This is a genomic window from Roseibium alexandrii DFL-11, from assembly GCF_000158095.2.
Classification (GTDB): domain Bacteria; phylum Pseudomonadota; class Alphaproteobacteria; order Rhizobiales; family Stappiaceae; genus Roseibium; species Roseibium alexandrii.
This window is the reverse complement of the sequence record NZ_CM011002.1, coordinates 3,373,857-3,390,895: the sequence shown is the minus strand read 5'-3', so window position 1 is coordinate 3,390,895 and position 17,039 is coordinate 3,373,857. Positions and strand designations below refer to the sequence as shown.

At 56.9% G+C, this 17,039-nt stretch carries 13 protein-coding genes; 8 read left to right on the top strand and 5 right to left on the bottom strand.

Annotated elements, in window-relative coordinates:
• Positions 1-15 precede the first annotated feature (15 nt).
• Positions 16-1,011, bottom strand: a complete 996-nt coding sequence (locus SADFL11_RS15595) for an NAD(P)H-dependent flavin oxidoreductase (RefSeq protein WP_040452744.1) — start codon at positions 1,009-1,011, stop codon at positions 16-18.
• A 236-nt stretch (positions 1,012-1,247) separates the two neighbouring features.
• Between SADFL11_RS15595 and SADFL11_RS15590 the strand changes: the two genes are divergently transcribed.
• Complete coding sequence (locus SADFL11_RS15590; RefSeq protein WP_008195790.1) at positions 1,248-2,396, top strand: pyridoxal phosphate-dependent decarboxylase family protein; 1,149 nt, start codon at positions 1,248-1,250, stop codon at positions 2,394-2,396.
• Between the two features lie 76 nt (positions 2,397-2,472).
• On the opposite strand, the gene SADFL11_RS15585 is transcribed toward SADFL11_RS15590, so the two are convergent.
• Positions 2,473-4,326: a dihydroxy-acid dehydratase domain-containing protein gene (locus SADFL11_RS15585; protein WP_040451342.1), complete on the bottom strand. Its 1,854-nt coding sequence runs from the start codon at positions 4,324-4,326 to the stop codon at positions 2,473-2,475.
• 314 nt (positions 4,327-4,640) lie between these two features.
• A complete protein-coding gene (gene fsa, locus SADFL11_RS15580) occupies positions 4,641-5,294 on the bottom strand; it encodes a fructose-6-phosphate aldolase (RefSeq protein WP_008197099.1) in 654 nt (217 codons plus the stop codon).
• A 271-nt stretch (positions 5,295-5,565) separates the two neighbouring features.
• Here fsa and SADFL11_RS15575 point away from each other — a divergent pair, with 271 nt between their 5' ends.
• From SADFL11_RS15575 to SADFL11_RS15545, 7 genes are all read left to right on the top strand, one after another.
• Positions 5,566-7,761 (top strand): primosomal protein N', encoded by a 2,196-nt coding sequence (locus tag SADFL11_RS15575; protein WP_008193415.1) that lies wholly within the window; start codon positions 5,566-5,568, stop codon positions 7,759-7,761.
• A 95-nt stretch (positions 7,762-7,856) separates the two neighbouring features.
• Positions 7,857-8,207: a DUF1428 domain-containing protein gene (locus SADFL11_RS15570; protein ID WP_008194440.1), complete on the top strand. Its 351-nt coding sequence runs from the start codon at positions 7,857-7,859 to the stop codon at positions 8,205-8,207.
• Positions 8,208-8,542: 335 nt separating this feature from the next.
• The gene (locus SADFL11_RS15565; protein WP_040451344.1) at positions 8,543-9,103 is read left to right on the top strand and encodes a F0F1 ATP synthase subunit delta; all 561 of its coding nucleotides are present in this window, start codon (positions 8,543-8,545) and stop codon (positions 9,101-9,103) included.
• Positions 9,103-10,632 (top strand): F0F1 ATP synthase subunit alpha, encoded by a 1,530-nt coding sequence (gene atpA, locus SADFL11_RS15560; RefSeq protein WP_008191672.1) that lies wholly within the window; start codon positions 9,103-9,105, stop codon positions 10,630-10,632. The genes SADFL11_RS15565 and atpA overlap by 1 nt, the downstream gene beginning before the upstream one ends.
• 33 nt (positions 10,633-10,665) lie before the next feature.
• On the top strand, positions 10,666-11,550 hold the full coding sequence (locus SADFL11_RS15555; protein WP_008192076.1) for a F0F1 ATP synthase subunit gamma: 885 nt from the start codon (positions 10,666-10,668) through the stop codon (positions 11,548-11,550).
• Positions 11,551-11,669: 119 nt separating this feature from the next.
• Positions 11,670-13,094 (top strand): F0F1 ATP synthase subunit beta, encoded by a 1,425-nt coding sequence (gene atpD, locus SADFL11_RS15550; RefSeq protein ID WP_008190561.1) that lies wholly within the window; start codon positions 11,670-11,672, stop codon positions 13,092-13,094.
• Between the two features lie 103 nt (positions 13,095-13,197).
• Complete coding sequence (locus SADFL11_RS15545) at positions 13,198-13,605, top strand: F0F1 ATP synthase subunit epsilon (protein ID WP_040451346.1); 408 nt, start codon at positions 13,198-13,200, stop codon at positions 13,603-13,605.
• Between the two features lie 96 nt (positions 13,606-13,701).
• Here the strand turns inward: SADFL11_RS15545 and SADFL11_RS15540 are convergent, their stop codons facing one another.
• Together SADFL11_RS15540 and SADFL11_RS15535 are read right to left on the bottom strand one after the other, a co-directional pair.
• Positions 13,702-16,323, bottom strand: a complete 2,622-nt coding sequence (locus SADFL11_RS15540) for a PAS-domain containing protein (protein ID WP_167578997.1) — start codon at positions 16,321-16,323, stop codon at positions 13,702-13,704.
• A 327-nt stretch (positions 16,324-16,650) separates the two neighbouring features.
• Positions 16,651-16,857, bottom strand: coding sequence for a hypothetical protein (locus SADFL11_RS15535; protein ID WP_008194497.1), 207 nt, complete (start codon positions 16,855-16,857; stop codon positions 16,651-16,653).
• Positions 16,858-17,039: the final 182 nt, after the last annotated feature.

Sequence of the window (17,039 nt, the reverse complement as noted above, 5' to 3'; positions counted from 1 at the left end):
TTTCTCCCCTAACGCTTATTCAGCTGCAACGGCAACGCCGCCCACCATGCCTTCCAGCCGCTGTCGGATCAGGGCATCGGCTTCGCTCATGATCCGGTCGATCAATTCCTTACAGGTCGGAATGTCTTCGATCAGGCCGGCAACCATGCCACAGGACCAAGCCCCTGCATCCATCTCGCCGTCCATCATGATCTTCGGATAGACGCCCGCGACTTCCTCGATAATGTCCTCGAATTTCAGATCGTGTCCGAGGGATTTTTCCTTTTCCAGCAAACGCTCGACAGCGGCGTTGTTGAGGACGCGTTCTGTATTGCGCAGCGGGCGCATGACCAGGCGTGTGTCGAGTTCGGACGCGGCCACAATTGCGTCCTTGACCCTTTGATGCACCGGCGCTTCCCTAGTGGCGATGAAGCGCGTGCCCATGTTCATGCCTTCCGCGCCCATGGCGAGCGAGGCGACGAGACTGCGGGCATCGGCCATGCCGCCGGAGGACACAAAGGGGATTTCCAGCTCATCTGCGGCGCGCGGCAAAAGGATCATGTTCGGAATGTCGTCCTCGCCCGGGTGGCCGCCGCATTCAAAACCATCCACCGAGACAGCATCGCAGCCGATGGACTGGGCTTTCAGGGAGTGACGCACGGAGGTGCATTTGTGGATTACCTTAATGCCCGCATCTTTCAGGTAGGGCATCACTTGCTGCGGATTGCGGCCAGCGGTTTCTACCACCTTGACTCCGCCTTGAATAATCGCCTTCACATAACCCGGATAGTCCGGTGCGTTCACTGTCGGCAAAAAGGTGAGGTTCACTGCAAACGGCTTGTCGGTGAGATCCCGGCATTTGGCGATCTCGTTTGCGAGGGCTTCCGGTGTTTTTTGGGTCAGACCCGTGATCGTTCCAAGCCCACCGGCATTTGAAACAGCCGCCGCGAGCTCTGCAAAGCCAACATAATGCATGCCGCCCTGTATGATCGGATGCTCAATTCCAAAGAGCTCGGTAATCCGCGTTTTCATTTGAAGGTCCTCCGTTGTCTGGGCCATTTTTCCGTAGGCGACCGGCTCCCCCCGGTGTACTGAAAATAGCTTTCATAATCGAAGCTATCTGTCTTTTCGCTAGGGTGCAATTAGTCATTCCGGACGAGAAGCGACGAACCTGCCATCAGTCTGGTGATGTGCCATACTCCAAAAAAGACAGTTTCGATGTTGGGCAGTCTGCCGTTCAGAAACAGGCCTGGGAGTGCGATTGAGAAATGGCTGACTTGTCCGAATTGACCGATCAATTGCCGGCCAAAGGACTAGGCGATGACGAAGCGTTTTCAGTGCTGTCCGAGCAAGTGCGAACGCGGTCCGCACACCTTGGTGCACCGGACGCCTTTGCCCATATGGATCCAGCCCCGGCGGGAATCGCTGCACGTCTTGTTGGTTTGAACGCGGAATACAATCAAAACCTTCTCCATCAAGATCTCAGCCCGTTCGCAACGGAAGCCGAGGCTCGGGTCATTGTCTGGCTTGCACCTTATTTCGGCATGACCGCAGGCCACATGTGTGGTGGTTCGACCCTTGCCAACCTGGCTGCACTCTGGTGCGCGCGGGAGCATGGAGCAACACGAGTAATTGCTTCTGCCGATGCCCATGTATCCGTGCCAAAATGTGCGCAGATATTGGGGCTTCCGTTCGAACCGGTAACCGTCGCCGAAAATGGCCGGATGACAATCGACGCGCTGCCAGAGCTTTCCAGGGCAGTTCTAGTACTGACCGCCGGAACCACCGGTCGCGGCGTGATAGACGAGTTGAAAATTGCCAGCCTCAAAGGCGGCACTTGTGCTGGCCCAATGTGGGTCCATGTGGATGCGGCTTGGGGCGGCCCGCTGCGTTTGACCAAATATGAGGATCGATTGTCTGGCATTGAACGTGCTGACAGTATTGCCGTTTCAGCGCACAAGTGGCTGTTTCAACCAAAGGACTCAGCGCTTGTGTTTTTTGCTGACCCGACCGCCCAGGAGGCAATCGCTTTCGGCAGTTCTTATTTGGCAACTCCGAATATCGGTGTTCAGGGCTCCCGGAGCGCTGCCGGTATCGCGCTTCTTGGAACGCTGCTTGCCTGGGGGCAGGAGGGGTTGGCAAAGCGGATAGAGACCGGCATGGCGCAGTCCGAAGATCTGGCCAGACGGCTGCAGGAGGATCGCCGCACGGAATTGAAGCAATTCCCTGAAACCGGAGTAGTGAATTGGCGGTCGCTGCTGCGCGACACTGAGACGGTGATTTCCGAACTTGGTCCGGTTGCGTCACGCACCGCCATAGAGGGCGAACCTTGGGTCCGGCAAGTCGCAGCCAACATGCATGCAGATATTGATGCTGTTTGGGCACGGATCTCCAGAGTTCTCGGGCCGCCGGATTGAAGCGTGGACCCAAAAAAACGCCCCGGCCTGATCTGACCGGGGCGTTCTAATCTTCTCGATACCAATGTCGGAGCGTCTATGCGCTCCGGTGGCGGTTGCGCGGTTCAAAACCCGATTTTTCGGCCAGTCGCTGATCGCGCACCCAGACTTCCCGGTTCGGGTGCAGGCCGCCGCCGCGAAGGGCCGGAACAGCAGTATGACGTGCACGGTGCAAAAGCCGGGTGTCCGCAATGCCGCAATTCGGGTGAATACCGCCGTTGTCTGCAACAGCCTTGTCCCAGACGGCCTTGCGGGTTGCGAGCGTGGCCGCATCGTCCAGCGCCGGGCAATCCAAGGTGTTTTTATTGAGGTCTACGATGATCTCGTCGCCGTCCTCGACAAAGGCAATTGGCCCGCCAAGGGCGGCTTCCGGACCAACGTGACCAATCACCAGACCGACCGAGCCGCCGGAAAAGCGCGCATCTGTCATAAGGGCGATCACGATGCCGCGCTCCCGGCACAGCGTCGTGATGCGGGACGTCGGATCGAGCATCTCCGGCATGCCCGGACCGCCGCTCGGACCGTCATAGCGGACGATAACCATGTCATGGTCCTGGAAGCTGTCGGGCGCTTCATCGAGAGCCTGGATCAGACCGGCTTCGCGTTCGAACACACGCGCACGGCCCTTGAAGAGATTGTCTTCCAGACCGCCCTCGACACCGGCAAGTTTCAGGATGGCCGAGAAGTCCGGCGACAGGTTGCCGCCGAGCATGCGTAGACCACCCGTTGGCTTGAAAGGCTCGGCAACTGAATGAATGACGTCACCGTCGGGTGCGGCTGCGTTGAGGTCCGCGACCTGTTCGGCCAAAGTGCGCCCGGTGCAGGTCATCATGTCGCCGTTCAAAAGACCGGCATCAAGCAGTTCCTTGACGATCACCTGAACGCCGCCAACGCGGTCGATGTCGAGCATGGAGTATTTGCCGTACGGCCGTGCGTTGGTCAGAACCGGGACCACATGCTGGGAGAGGTGGTTGAACTCTTCCGGTGTCATCACATCGCGCCAGAAGTGTTCATAACCGGCTGCGCGGGCGATTTCTGGAACGTGCAGAACAACGTTGGTGGAGCCGCCGATGGCCATGGCGACGATGATCGCATTCCGCAGCGAATCGCGCTTGACGATGTCGCGTGGCTTCAGGCCCTTTTCCATCATGTCGGCGAGATAGGAAACGAGCTGCTGCGGGAATTCCTCTAAGCGGCGCGGATCGTCGGATGGTGGAGCCACCATATGAAGCGGCTGCAGGCCGACAACGCCGATGAAGGTCTGCATGGTGTTGTAGGTGAACATGCCGCCGCAGCTGCCAATGCCTGGACACGCATTACATGCGATGCGGTCCCGCACAGCCTTGTCCGGGTGTCCGGCTACTTGGTAGGCGCTCACGATGTCCAGCATCTCACCGGTTTCCGGATCCTTGCCTGGGCGGATCGTGCCATCGGACATGATGATTGCCGGTTCATTCCGCTCAAGGACTGCAGCCATGGTGCCGACCGGTGGCTTGTCACAGGCGACCACCGCAATGGTGCCGGCCAGACCGGATGCTTCCAGGTGCTCGCACAAACCGTCGTTGGTAACTTCGCGGCCGATGAGCGAATAGCGCATTTCGCGTGTGCCGTTGCGGATGCCGTCAGACGTTGCAATCGTGTATTCCGGCTGAACCAGCCGGTATTTTAGCTGGCCCTCACCGCTGCCGATGCGCGATTTCAGGTGCTCATGAATGGCATCGACCTTGCGCGCCACGCCCAGATAACACTGACTGTCGCCTTTTGTGCCAACCACGCCGACAGACGGTTCATGGATGAGATCGGGGTCGGTGCCCAATTCCCGCGCCACGCCAATGGTTTGCGCGGACCGGCCGGGGTGGCGGTCAATCAAGACGATTCTCGAACCCGTCATTGTGTGTTTCCTATCCTTCAGCGCTTTAACCCGCGCTCTTGCTGTCTGTTTTCAAATCCACGAATACCCTGCGCGCTTCCGTCTGTCACCGGTGTCGGCCCGCTTGGGATCGGGATTTGCCTGAATGGCTGGGCTGTCCGGCAGTCAGATACCGGAACCGCGGCTCAAAATAGAAAAATGAAGAGCCGAGTGCCACCGCTTTTTGATCGCCAGCTTAGCGAAATAAAGTAAGGCCCCGGATGGACCGGAGCCTTTAGAGCGCGCGGCTTAAGCCCGTCGCAATACAGCGCGTGCGGCACCCAAGTCGAATGACTTTACAGAATGCTCTGTCCGGTCTTCGCCCAGTCGCTCAAGAACGCATCAAGGCCCTTATCGGTCAGCGGATGCTTGATAAGGGACTTCAGTGTTGCCGGCGGAACGGTGACCACGTCAGCGCCAATGATCGCAGAATCCTTGACGTGATTGGGTGTGCGGATGGACGCGGCCAGGATCTCGGTGTCAAAGCCATAGTTGTCATAGATGACGCGGATTTCGCGGATCAGTTCCATACCATCGAGATTGATGTCGTCGAGGCGGCCAATGAACGGCGAAATGTAGGTCGCGCCAGCCTTTGCTGCGAGCAGGGCCTGATTGGCCGAGAAACACAGGGTTACGTTTGTCTTCGTGCCTTCGCTCGTCAGCTGCTTACAGGCTTTCAGACCGTCAAATGTAAGCGGCAGTTTGATGACCACGTTGTCTGCGATCGCACGCAGGACATGGGCTTCCTTGATCATGGTGTCGAAGTCGGTTGCTGCGACTTCCGCTGAAACGTCACCGTTTGTGATCTTGCAGATCTCGGCAATCACGTCTTTGAAATTCTTGCCGGATTTGGCGATCAGGGACGGGTTTGTGGTGACGCCGTCCAAGAGGCCAGTGGCTTCCAGTTCCTGGATCTCCGCGGTATCCGCGGTGTCGACGAAAAACTTCATGGATGATTTCTCCCAATGGCGCTTGTGTGTACGCCTTTGCAGCCTGCCTCCGTCGGCAAGCGAACGAATGAATGGTCAGCTGCGCTCTCTTTAGCCTAGGATGCTGTCTAACTGAAGCCCTGATTCTCTGGTGAAAGCCTTTTTGCGGTACGTACCTCAGAAATTATTCCGCTTGAATGAAATTGGGATCCGGGCGATCCCCGCTAACAGAGTCCAGAGCCTGTTTTGGTGTCCGGACAACAAAATGCAAAGCCAAAACGTGTGATCTGCCGTGCTGTTTGACGATTTGAAGCCGAAAGACACGATTGCCAGTGTGCTGGTGCCCGTCGCCGTGCCGGTTGCCTACACCTATAAGGTCCCGGCTGGGCAGTCGGTCGTGCCTGGCACGATCGTCCGGGTGCCTTTGGGAACGCGAGAGGTCATTGGTGCGGTTTGGGACGGTGAGCCTGATGCGGCGATCGATCCCAACAAACTCAAATCGATTTCCCACGTTTACGGTACCACGCCGCCGCTTGATAAGGATCTCCGCCGGTTTGTGGACTGGGTGGCCGGCTGGACGCTTGGCGCGCCGGGCATGGTCGTGCGCATGGTGCTGCGTTCTGAAGAGGCACTCGAACCGGAAGCCCCGGTTCCAGGTGTCCGGCGGATTGAAGGTGTTGAGCCTGAGCGGATGACACCTGCCCGCCGCCGTGTCCTTGAAACCATGGAAGATGGATTTGCCTGGACAAAGAGCGGTCTTGCACACGCAGCTGGTGTCAGCGCATCCGTCATTGACGGACTGGTGCAACAAGAGGTGCTGGAGATCGTCTCCATGCCGGCGGCACCCCCGCCGCCGCGTCCTCAAATCGACTATGCACAAAAGGATTTGACACCGGCCCAGCAAGCAGCTGCGGAGAAGCTATCAGAGAGTTTCGACAAGGGCGCTGCAGTGACCTTGATTGACGGTGTGACCGGGTCGGGCAAGACCGAGGTCTACTTCGAAGCAATCGCGGAAACCTTGCGGCGGGACAAGCAGGCTCTGGTGCTTCTGCCGGAAATTGCGCTGACCGAACAGTTTCTGCGGCGTTTTGAACAACGGTTCGGCGTTTACCCGGCCGAGTGGCACTCTGAAATTACGCCGAAGAACCGGGCGAGGGTTTGGCGCGGTGTGGCATCTGGCGATGTCCGTGTCGTGATCGGCGCGCGCTCCTCTCTCTTTCTGCCATTCAAGGAACTCGGGCTCATAATCGTCGACGAAGAGCATGACGCGGCTTTCAAGCAGGATGACCGTGTGCCCTATAGCGCACGGGACATGGCGGTCGTGCGCGGGCATATCTCCCGGTTCCCGGTTGTCCTGGCCTCGGCGACACCGTCGATTGAAAGCCGGGTAAATGCTGAGCAGGGCCGGTATGGTCTGGTTGAATTGCCTGACCGGGCGTCCGGCGCCGCACTCCCAGACCTCTCGGCCATTGATATGCGTCTGGACGGACCGGAACAGGGCCGATGGCTCGCGCCGGGCCTGGTGGGCGCAATCAAGGAAACTTACGCCAACGGGGATCAGGCACTGTTGTTTCTGAACCGGCGTGGATATGCGCCACTGACATTATGCCGCACCTGCGGTCATAGGTTCCAATGCCCGCATTGCAGCACCTGGCTGGTTGAGCACAGGTTTCAAAAGAAACTGGTGTGTCACCACTGCGGGCATAATGAACGTGTGCCAGAAAGCTGCCCGTCGTGCCAAAGCACCAATACGCTGGTTGCCTGTGGCCCCGGTGTTGAAAGGATTGCAGAAGAAGTGAGCGATCTCTTCCCGCAAGCGCGAACGTTGGTTCTTTCATCCGACCTGCCCGGTGGGCCTGAACGTTTGAAGCGAGAAATGAAGGTCGTTGAAGAGGGCGGTGCAGATATTATCATCGGAACGCAGTTGGTCGCCAAGGGCCACAATTTCCCGAAACTGAAACTGGTCGGCGTGGTTGATGCGGATCTCGGCCTGGCACATGGCGATCCGCGTGCCGCCGAAAAGACCTTCCAACTGCTTGCCCAGGTCACGGGCCGTGCGGGCCGCGTCGCCGGTGGCGGCAAAGGTTTTCTGCAGACGTACAGTGCGGATCATCCCGTCATCAAGGCGCTGCTCTCCAACGATAAACACGCGTTTTACCAGGCGGAGATCGAAGCGCGGCGGGCCGCCGGGCTGCCGCCTTTTGGCCGGTTGGCAGCTGTTGTGATCTCAGGGCCTGACAGGAATTTTGCGGAAGGTTTTGCCCGACAGCTGGCACGGGTGGCGCCGCCGGACCAGGCCGTCACGCTGCTTGGACCTGCAGAAGCCGCTTTGGCCATGGTTCGAGGACGCTACCGGTTCCGCCTTTTGGCGATGGCGCCGAAGCAATATGACTTGCAGTCCTATATAAGGGGCTGGCTTTCAAGCGGCCCGAAGCCGACGAAAGGCCTTCGCGTTCAGATCGATATTGACCCGCAGCATTTTTTATAACGGGTGTACCGCCGCCTTTTGTAAGGTCTGCTTGTTTTCTCGTCTCATCATGAGAGACTTCCGATTCTAACAAGGGAGGTTTCCTCAAGTCATATGTGCAACGGTTTCTCGCACCCGTAAAAACCACCAAAAAAGCCGACTACGCTGTGATCGCAGAAAAGTCGTGGGCGCTGTTCAAGGAATATGGCGCAGTGAGTTCGTGTGAAGCTTGGGGAACCGACGTGCCGGATGGTGAAGTGACGTCCTTTCCGATGGCTGTAAAAAAAGCGCCGGATGAAACTGTTGTCTTCTCGTGGATCATTTGGCCCGACAAAACGACTGCCGATGCTGCGATGGGAAAGATGGAAGAAGATCCGAGATGGGGCGAAATCATGCCCAATGCGGATGAGGTGTTTAGTCTGAAGCGGATGATCTTCGGCGGTTTTGAACCCCTGCTGGAGACTTAGCCATCGTAGGGCGTGTTGATCTTTCGTGGTAGACCCGCAATGCGAAGAGCCGCAAACACGGTCTCAAAAATGGCCACCGTCTAAAGGTTTATACGGCCGGTGACACATTGATCTGCAAGGCTTTTTGCCGCGGATGGGTAAAAAACACCATTGAATCGGCAAGAACAGGCTCCGCGCGGCGTTGCACACTGGGAAACCCTGTGCTAATTGAGGCGCGGCTTTGGGGGAACGGTTTAACCGTCATACCTTCTGACCTTGAAATCATTCATTTTTTCAATGTCTTGCGGACGCTAGCCGTTTTGCGGACATGAAAAACGTCAGAGAGCACGGACCTGGTGACTGACAACGTATCTCTCGTATCCGGCGTGGCACAGCGTTATGCGTCCGCCCTTCTCGACCTAGCTGAAGGCGACGGCGTAACGGCTGACGTGGAACGGGATCTGACTGCTTTTGAAGGCATGCTTTCCGAAAGCGAAGATCTCGTCCGTCTTGTGAAAAGCCCGGCATTCAGTGCTGAAGAGCAGCTTGCAGCGCTCGCAGCACTTCTCGACAAGGCTGGCATCAAAGGCCTGGCCGCAAATTTCGTGAAGCTGGCAGCCCGTAACCGGCGCCTCTTCGTCCTTCCCGACATGATCAAGTCTTTCCGCGCCCTGCTTGCAGAAAAGCGCGGCGAGGAAACAGCTGAAGTGGTTTCTGCCGCTGCTCTGTCCGACGAACATGTCGCTGCCCTGAAAGAAGCTCTCTCTGCTTCCACGGGCAAATCCGTAAACATCGCAGCTAAGGTTGATCCTGCCCTGATCGGCGGCCTCGTGGTCAAAGTCGGGTCCCGCATGATCGATACGTCGCTGCGTACCAAGCTCAATTCACTCAAGTTCGCGATGAAAGAGGTCGGCTGATGGATATTCGGGCCGCGGAAATCTCCGCAATCCTCAAGGACCAGATCAAGAGCTTTGGCCAAGAAGCCGAAGTTTCTGAAGTTGGTCAGGTGCTCTCCGTCGGTGACGGTATCGCCCGTGTTTATGGTCTGGACAAAGTCCAGGCTGGTGAGATGGTCGAATTCCCGGGTGGGATCAAGGGCATGGCCCTGAACCTGGAATCCGACAACGTCGGTGTCGTTATCTTCGGTTCTGACCGCGACATTAAAGAAGGCGACACCGTTAAACGGACCGGCGCCATCGTGGAAGTTCCGGTCGGTAAAGGTCTTCTTGGCCGCGTTGTCGATGCGCTCGGCAATCCGATCGATGGTAAAGGCCCGATCGAAGCCACTGAGAAGCGCCGTGTGGACGTTAAAGCGCCAGGCATTCTGCCGCGTAAGTCCGTGCACGAGCCGATGTCCACGGGCCTGAAAGCCATTGACGCCCTGATCCCGGTTGGCCGTGGTCAGCGCGAGCTCGTCATTGGTGACCGTCAAACCGGTAAGACCGCAATTATCCTCGACACCTTCTTGAACCAGAAGCCGCTGCATGCGGGCAACGACGAAGATGCAAAACTGTACTGCATCTACGTTGCAGTTGGTCAGAAGCGTTCTACCGTTGCCCAGTTCGTCAAGACACTGGAAGACAACGGCGCTCTGGAATACTCCATCGTCATCGCCGCGACCGCATCCGAAGCTGCTCCGCTGCAGTTCTTGGCGCCGTTTGCTGGCTGCGCAATGGGTGAGTTCTTTCGCGATAACGGCATGCATGCGGTGATCGGTTACGACGATCTGACCAAGCAGGCTGTTGCGTACCGTCAGATGTCTCTGCTTCTGCGCCGCCCGCCAGGACGTGAAGCATTCCCGGGTGACGTTTTCTACCTGCACTCCCGTCTTCTGGAGCGTGCTGCGAAGTTGAACGAAGATCACGGCAAGGGCTCTTTGACCGCACTTCCGGTCATTGAAACCCAGGGCAACGACGTGTCCGCGTTTATTCCGACCAACGTGATCTCGATCACCGACGGTCAGATCTTCCTGGAAACGGACCTGTTCTATCAGGGCATCCGCCCGGCCGTGAACGTTGGTCTGTCGGTTTCCCGCGTGGGTTCCTCCGCTCAGATCAAGGCGATGAAGCAGGTTGCTGGCCCGATTAAGGGTGAGCTGGCTCAGTACCGCGAGATGGCTGCGTTCGCGCAGTTCGGCTCCGACCTTGATGCCACCACTCAGCGCCTTTTGAACCGTGGTGCACGTTTGACCGAACTTCTGAAACAGCCGCAGTTCTCGCCGCTGAAGACCGAAGAGCAAGTTGCCGTGATCTACGCTGGCGTGAACGGATACCTCGACAATCATCCGGTTGACCGTGTGAAGGAATTTGAAGAAGGCCTGCTTCTGTTCCTGCGTGGCGAGCACAAGGAACTGCTCGACGCGATCTGGGAAAAGAAAGCCCTCGACGACGACCTCACTGGCAAGCTGAAAGCTGCGCTTGACGCGTTCGCTAAGAACTTCGCCTAAGACCACACGCCGGGATAAGGAGCAGGGGCGGCCATGCCGAGCCTGAAGGACTTACGAAACCGCATCGCTTCCGTAAAGGCGACGCAGAAGATCACCAAGGCCATGCAGATGGTGGCCGCGGCGAAACTGCGTCGTGCCCAGGAAGCCGCGGAGGCCGCGCGTCCCTATGCGGAACGCATGGAGAGCGTGCTGGCCAACCTCGCCGTGGCTTTCGAAGGCCGCGACGACGCTCCGAAGCTGATGTCCGGAACGGGCAATGACCAGGTCCATCTCTTGGTCGTTGCAACCGCCGAACGCGGTCTGTGCGGGGGCTTCAACACCAACATTGCCAAGCTGGCACGCGAGAAGGCCAAAAGCCTGATCGGCCAGGGCAAGACGGTCAAGATCCTGTGTGTGGGCAAGAAAGGCTTTGACGCGATCAAGCGCGACCTTGGCCAGCATGTGATCGAAACCATCGAGCTGCGCGGCGTCAAAAATGTCGGATTCTCCAATGCGGATGAAATCGGGCGCAAAATTCTCTCCATGTATGAAAATGGTGAGTTCGACGTCTGCACATTGTTCTACGCGACCTTCCAATCCGTTATCGCTCAGGTTCCGACTGCCCAGCAGTTGATCCCGGCCCACTTTGAGGCAAGCGAAGGCACGGATGAAGGTGGTGCAAGCGCGGTCTATGAGTATGAGCCGGATGAGGCTGAGATCCTTGCTGATCTTTTGCCGCGGAACATCTCCATTCAGGTTTTCCGGGCGCTCCTGGAAAACGCTGCTTCTGAGCAGGGCGCTCGTATGTCCGCAATGGACAACGCGACGCGCAATGCCGGGGACATGATCGACAAGCTGACGATCAAGTACAACCGCCAGCGTCAGGCTCAGATTACGACCGAATTGATTGAAATTATCTCGGGCGCGGAAGCGCTCTAGAGCGAACCGCGCCCTGCTGGGCGCGGTTCGCCTGAACAGTATTAAAGTCGATCAACTTATCAGCTTTCATTGTAATGAAAGCCGGTTGATCTAACGGGATCGAGACGAGGATTAGGGATATGGCTGACAAAATAGTCGGACGGGTCACCCAGGTCATCGGCGCCGTTGTCGACGTCAAGTTCGATGACCATCTGCCGCTGATCCTGAATGCTCTTGAAGCAGACAACCAGGGCAACCGCTTGGTGCTCGAGGTTGCTCAGCACCTGGGCGAGAATACAGTACGCACCATCGCAATGGACTCCACCGAGGGTCTCGTGCGCGGTCAGGAAGTTACCGACACCGGATCCGCGATCGTGGTTCCAGTTGGTGACGGCACTCTCGGCCGCATCATGAACGTGATTGGTGAACCTGTTGATGAAGCTGGTGAAATCAAGCACGAAGACAAGCGTGCGATCCACCAGGAAGCTCCGGAATTCGTAGAGCAGTCCACCGAAGCAGAAATCCTTGTAACGGGCATCAAGGTCGTCGACCTTCTCGCACCGTACGCAAAGGGTGGTAAGATCGGCCTGTTCGGCGGCGCCGGCGTTGGTAAAACCGTTCTCATCATGGAACTGATCAACAACATCGCTAAGGCGCACGGCGGATACTCCGTTTTCGCTGGTGTTGGTGAGCGGACCCGTGAAGGCAACGACCTTTACTGGGAAATGATCGAATCCGGCGTGAACAAGGAAGGCGGCGGAGAGGGCTCCAAGGCTGCACTCGTTTACGGTCAGATGAACGAGCCTCCCGGAGCGCGTGCACGTGTTGCACTGACCGGTCTGACGATTGCGGAAGATTTCCGCGACAAGGGGCAGGACGTTCTTTTCTTCGTGGACAACATCTTCCGCTTCACGCAGGCCGGTTCCGAAGTGTCTGCGCTTCTGGGTCGTATTCCTTCCGCTGTGGGCTATCAGCCAACTCTTGCCACCGACATGGGCGGCATGCAGGAGCGGATCACGACCACGCACAAGGGCTCGATTACGTCCGTTCAGGCCGTTTACGTCCCGGCCGATGACTTGACCGACCCGGCACCGGCTTCGACCTTTGCTCACTTGGATGCAACGACGGTTCTGAACCGCTCGATTGCGGAAAAGGGCATTTACCCGGCTGTGGATCCGCTGGACTCCACATCGCGTATGCTGAGTGCCAACATCATTGGAGACGAGCACTACGACACCGCGCGTGCCGTTCAGGTGACTTTGCAGCGCTACAAGGCACTGCAGGATATCATTGCGATTCTCGGCATGGACGAACTGTCTGAAGAAGACAAGCTCACCGTTGCCCGCGCTCGTAAGATCGAACGCTTCCTGTCTCAGCCGTTCTTCGTGGCTGAAGTCTTCACCGGTTCTCCGGGCAAGCTCGTTGCTCTGGAAGATACGATCAAAGGCTTCAAGGGTCTCGTTAACGGCGAGTACGATCACCTGCCGGAAGCTGCTTTCTACATGGTTGGTTCCATTGAGGAAGCCATCGAGAAAGCTCAGAAGCTGGCTGCAGAAGCCGCTTAAGGCATTGGATCGGACGCCGGAATACGGCGTCCGGTTTTCTCTTGTTTGATGGCCCGGCCTTCTGCCTGCCATCTGAACCGATGACTGACAAGGAAGACGCCAAATGGCTGAACTTTTCCAGTTTGAGTTGGTCTCGCCGGAGCGCCAGCTCCTGTCCGAACAGGTTGCCGAGGTCGTTGTGCCAGGCACCGAAGGCGAGTTTGGCGTTCTGAAGAACCACAGCCCGTTTATGTCCACCATCAAGCCGGGTATCCTGAAAGTCCGCACAGATGCGGGATCCTGGGATGAGTATTTCGTGCGCGGTGGGTTTGCCGACATTGCTCCAGGCGGTCTGACCGTCTTGGCTGAGCAGGCGATCCCGGTCTCTGAAATCAGCGAAGACCAACTGGCTCAGGCGATCAAAAACGCCGAGGAAGATGTGGCTGACGCGAAAGACGACGACACCAAGCAGAAGGCAGAAATGACACTGTCTCAGCTGAAGGATGTTGCAGAAGCTCTCAAGGCCGCCTAATCAGCGAGACTTAGATCTGCATTCTGAAAACGCGGTCCAGATTGGATCGCGTTTTTGTCGTTTGCTTGAGATCAAAAGCGTCTTGCGACGTTTCGATTAAGCCGCGCCGCCGCGGATAACCCTGTGGGCGCGTCCAGCCTCATAGAAGCGGAAGCCATTGCGCCCGTTCTGCTTGACTTCATAGAGCGCGATGTCAGCTTTTTTCTGCAGGGATTCAATGGATGCGGCGTCTGCACCAATATAAGAAATACCGATGCTGATCCCGATCGAAACCTTATGGGCAAAGACATCGAACGTCTGATTGAGTGCGGCCACAAGCCGTTCCGCAATCTCCGTCACCCAAGGCTCGCCTGGTCCGCCGCCTTGCAGAATAATCGCAAACTCGTCCCCGCCAATGCGCGCAACAAGGTCTGTTGCTCGCACGCATTCTTTGAACCTTTGAGCAACTTGACACAGCAGCTCGTCCCCGACGTCGTGCCCGAAGGTGTCGTTGACGGGTTTGAAGCGGTCCAGATCCAGGAGCAACAGATGCCCGCCCGTCCCCTGCATCTGGGCATCGAGCAGGGCTTCTTGAAGACGTGCCGTGAAGAGTGCGCGGTTAGCGAGACCCGTTAGGTCGTCGTGGTGGGCAGCATGGGTAATGCGCGCAGCAGTTTCTTCACGTAAGGTGATATCTTCATGGGTCCCGATCCATCCGCCGTCCGGCAGTGGGGCATGGACCACCCCGATCACCTTGCCGTCCGGATGCGTGAATTTCGTACGGACGACTTCGCCGCGGGACAGTTTTTCATAAAGCGCATTGTAGTGTTCTTCGACGTCGCCGTCGAAATCGCCACGCGCTTTTTCTGCCCGCAGCAAATCAATCAGGCTGACACCTTCACGCACTTCCCCATAAGGCTTTCGGAAGATGTCCAGGTATTGTTGGTTCCACAAGATGAGCTTGCCGTCTTTGTCGAACACGCTCACGCCTTGCCGCATATTGCCGAGGACCGCTTCAAGCTCCGCTAGCCGGTCTCGCGCCAGACGTTCGCTTTCGGCCAGCGTTTGCTCCATTTCCTTGCGCTCTGTAACGTCAAAGAAATTGAAGATAGACCCGCCAGCCGGTAACGGTGTGTACCGGACTTCCAGGTATCGACCATCGGCGTTGTGCCGCTCATAGCTGTAAGCTTTGGTTGGAGAGTTCAATCTAAACTTCTCCAAAGCCAGCTCTTCTGGATCGCCTGGCCCGTAGTCTCCGCGTTCGGCCGAAAACTTGAGATAATCCAATATGTGTAGTTTTTGCCGCAGCATGTCGGTGGGATAACCGAGCAGTTTGCCGAACTCGTCGTTGTAAGATGCTAGCTGGAAGTTATCGCTGTAATGCGCCACACCGCCCGGGAAATTGTCGAAAATGACTTGAAGCGTATTCGCCTGGCGTTTGGTTTCCGTGATGTCGGTCAGTGAAACGACGACCCCATCAAGGGCGTATTCGCCGCCTTGTGCAATGGGTCGCGCATTGACCCGCAACCATCGGGAAGCGGCTTTTCCACTGTGTTTGAGTTCAGCCGTGGCATCGCAGACGAGGAGCGGATCTTCTGCCGCCAGTTCGAGCGTATTAACTTCCTGGTGTGTTACCCCGAGGTCACAAATGACAGCGACTGTGAGATCTTTGACGTTTCGGCCGACGAGACGCTCGGTTGTTGAATCAAGCAGTTTCGCGCCAGCTGGATTGCAGGACTGGATGACGCCGGATCGGGTCAGCACCAAGACACCTTCACTGAGGGTCTCAAGCGTCGTCCGGTGTGCGGCTTCCGATTCGCGGACCGCTTGTTCAACCTGTTTCCGCTCAGTTACGTCCTGAAATGCGCCAACAAGCTTGATGGTTTCCCCGTCCTTTTCGATCGGGCGTCCCACGGCACGCACCCAGATTTGGCGGCCTTTGGCGGTTACCAGGGGCAGTTCCGCATCCCAGCCGCGGCCTTGCTCAATACCACGAGCAACCGCCCTGGTGATTGGCCCCCGGGCCTCAGGCGCATAGAAGTCAATGGCTGTTTCGACGTTCGGGACATAGTCGTCTGATACGTCATGGATCTCGTGAGTCTTCCGCGTCCATGTCAGCTTTTGAGAGTTCATGCACAACTCCCAGCCGCCAACGCCCGATACTGCGGCAATTTCCTCAAGCAGCCGGCCTTTGCCAACGGCCTCTTCATGTTCTGCTTCTGCGCGCGCAAGCGCTGCTTCTTTTTCTACGTTTGCCTGATGAGATTTCAGAAGCCCCTCGACCACCCGGCCCATACGCCGCAATTGGTGCAACTGTTGTCGGGCCGGCTTGCGTGGTCTTTGGTCGATGACGCAGAGAGTGCCGAGCCTGTTTTTCCCATCCAGGCTGAGAGGGCAACCGGCATAGAAACGGATGTTCGGCTCGCCCATAACAAGTGGATTGTCGCAAAATCTTTCGTCGCTCAGTGTGTCTGGAACGACAAACAGGTCATCAGCTGAAAGGGCATGCTGGCAGATGGAGACTTCTCTTGAGGTGCCTTCAATATCAACGCCGCAAGCGGCCTTGAACCATTGGTCTCGCTCATCCACCAGGGAAATCAATGCGATGGGGCAATCGAAGATGGCTGCAACGGCTTCCACCACCGCATCATATTCCGGCAAACGCTCGGAGCCCACGACCTGCAGTGCGTGCAGAGCGTCGAGGCGTTCCTGTTCATTTTCAACCAGGTGTAATCTCATCCAGCCCGTCATCTGGGTTGTTCAACAACAAATCTAGTAGGCGAAAAAATACCGGCTGCTTAAAAAGAAACTCTTAATTAGCTCCAATAATTGAATAAAAAATATCTAAAAATGAAATAACAAGACGCGGATAGTAGTATATATCGATGAATGACCTAGGGGTAATTAGATTGAACTTGTAAAATATACGTATTACTATACGTAATAGCGCAGTGTTTGATCGTTAAGAATAACAGGATACGCCAACAAAAAACCCGGCCTGAGGCCGGGTTTGAGGCGCGTGGATGATCCACGGTAAACTGCTTTTGTTGACAAGCAGCTGAAGTTTTACGCCGCGCGGCGGAAGGACAAGCTCATGCCGCCACCGGAACGGTTGCGGCGGCGCTCTTCCGGCGGGATATAAACAATGGAGCGATGATCTTCACAGTAAGAAACGCCCGGCTCAACCCGGTTGGAGCACGGAAAGGTGTAGTTTCCAGAGTCGCCTTCTGCCCATTTGCAGCAGCCCGGGCGCGGGAGAGACAAGTCAGCCATGACAGTTTCCTTTATTCTATACGCACACACCAAAGGCGCTCGAGCATCCTCCTCAAGTGAGGATCCGAACAGCCTTTGAAATAAATCGGATTTAGCAGACGCCCGGGACGTTTTTCATGGCCCACCCCTGCAAGCAGAGAGCTCTTCAGCAAGCGCAAAGGGTACATAGGTCGAATGTCACA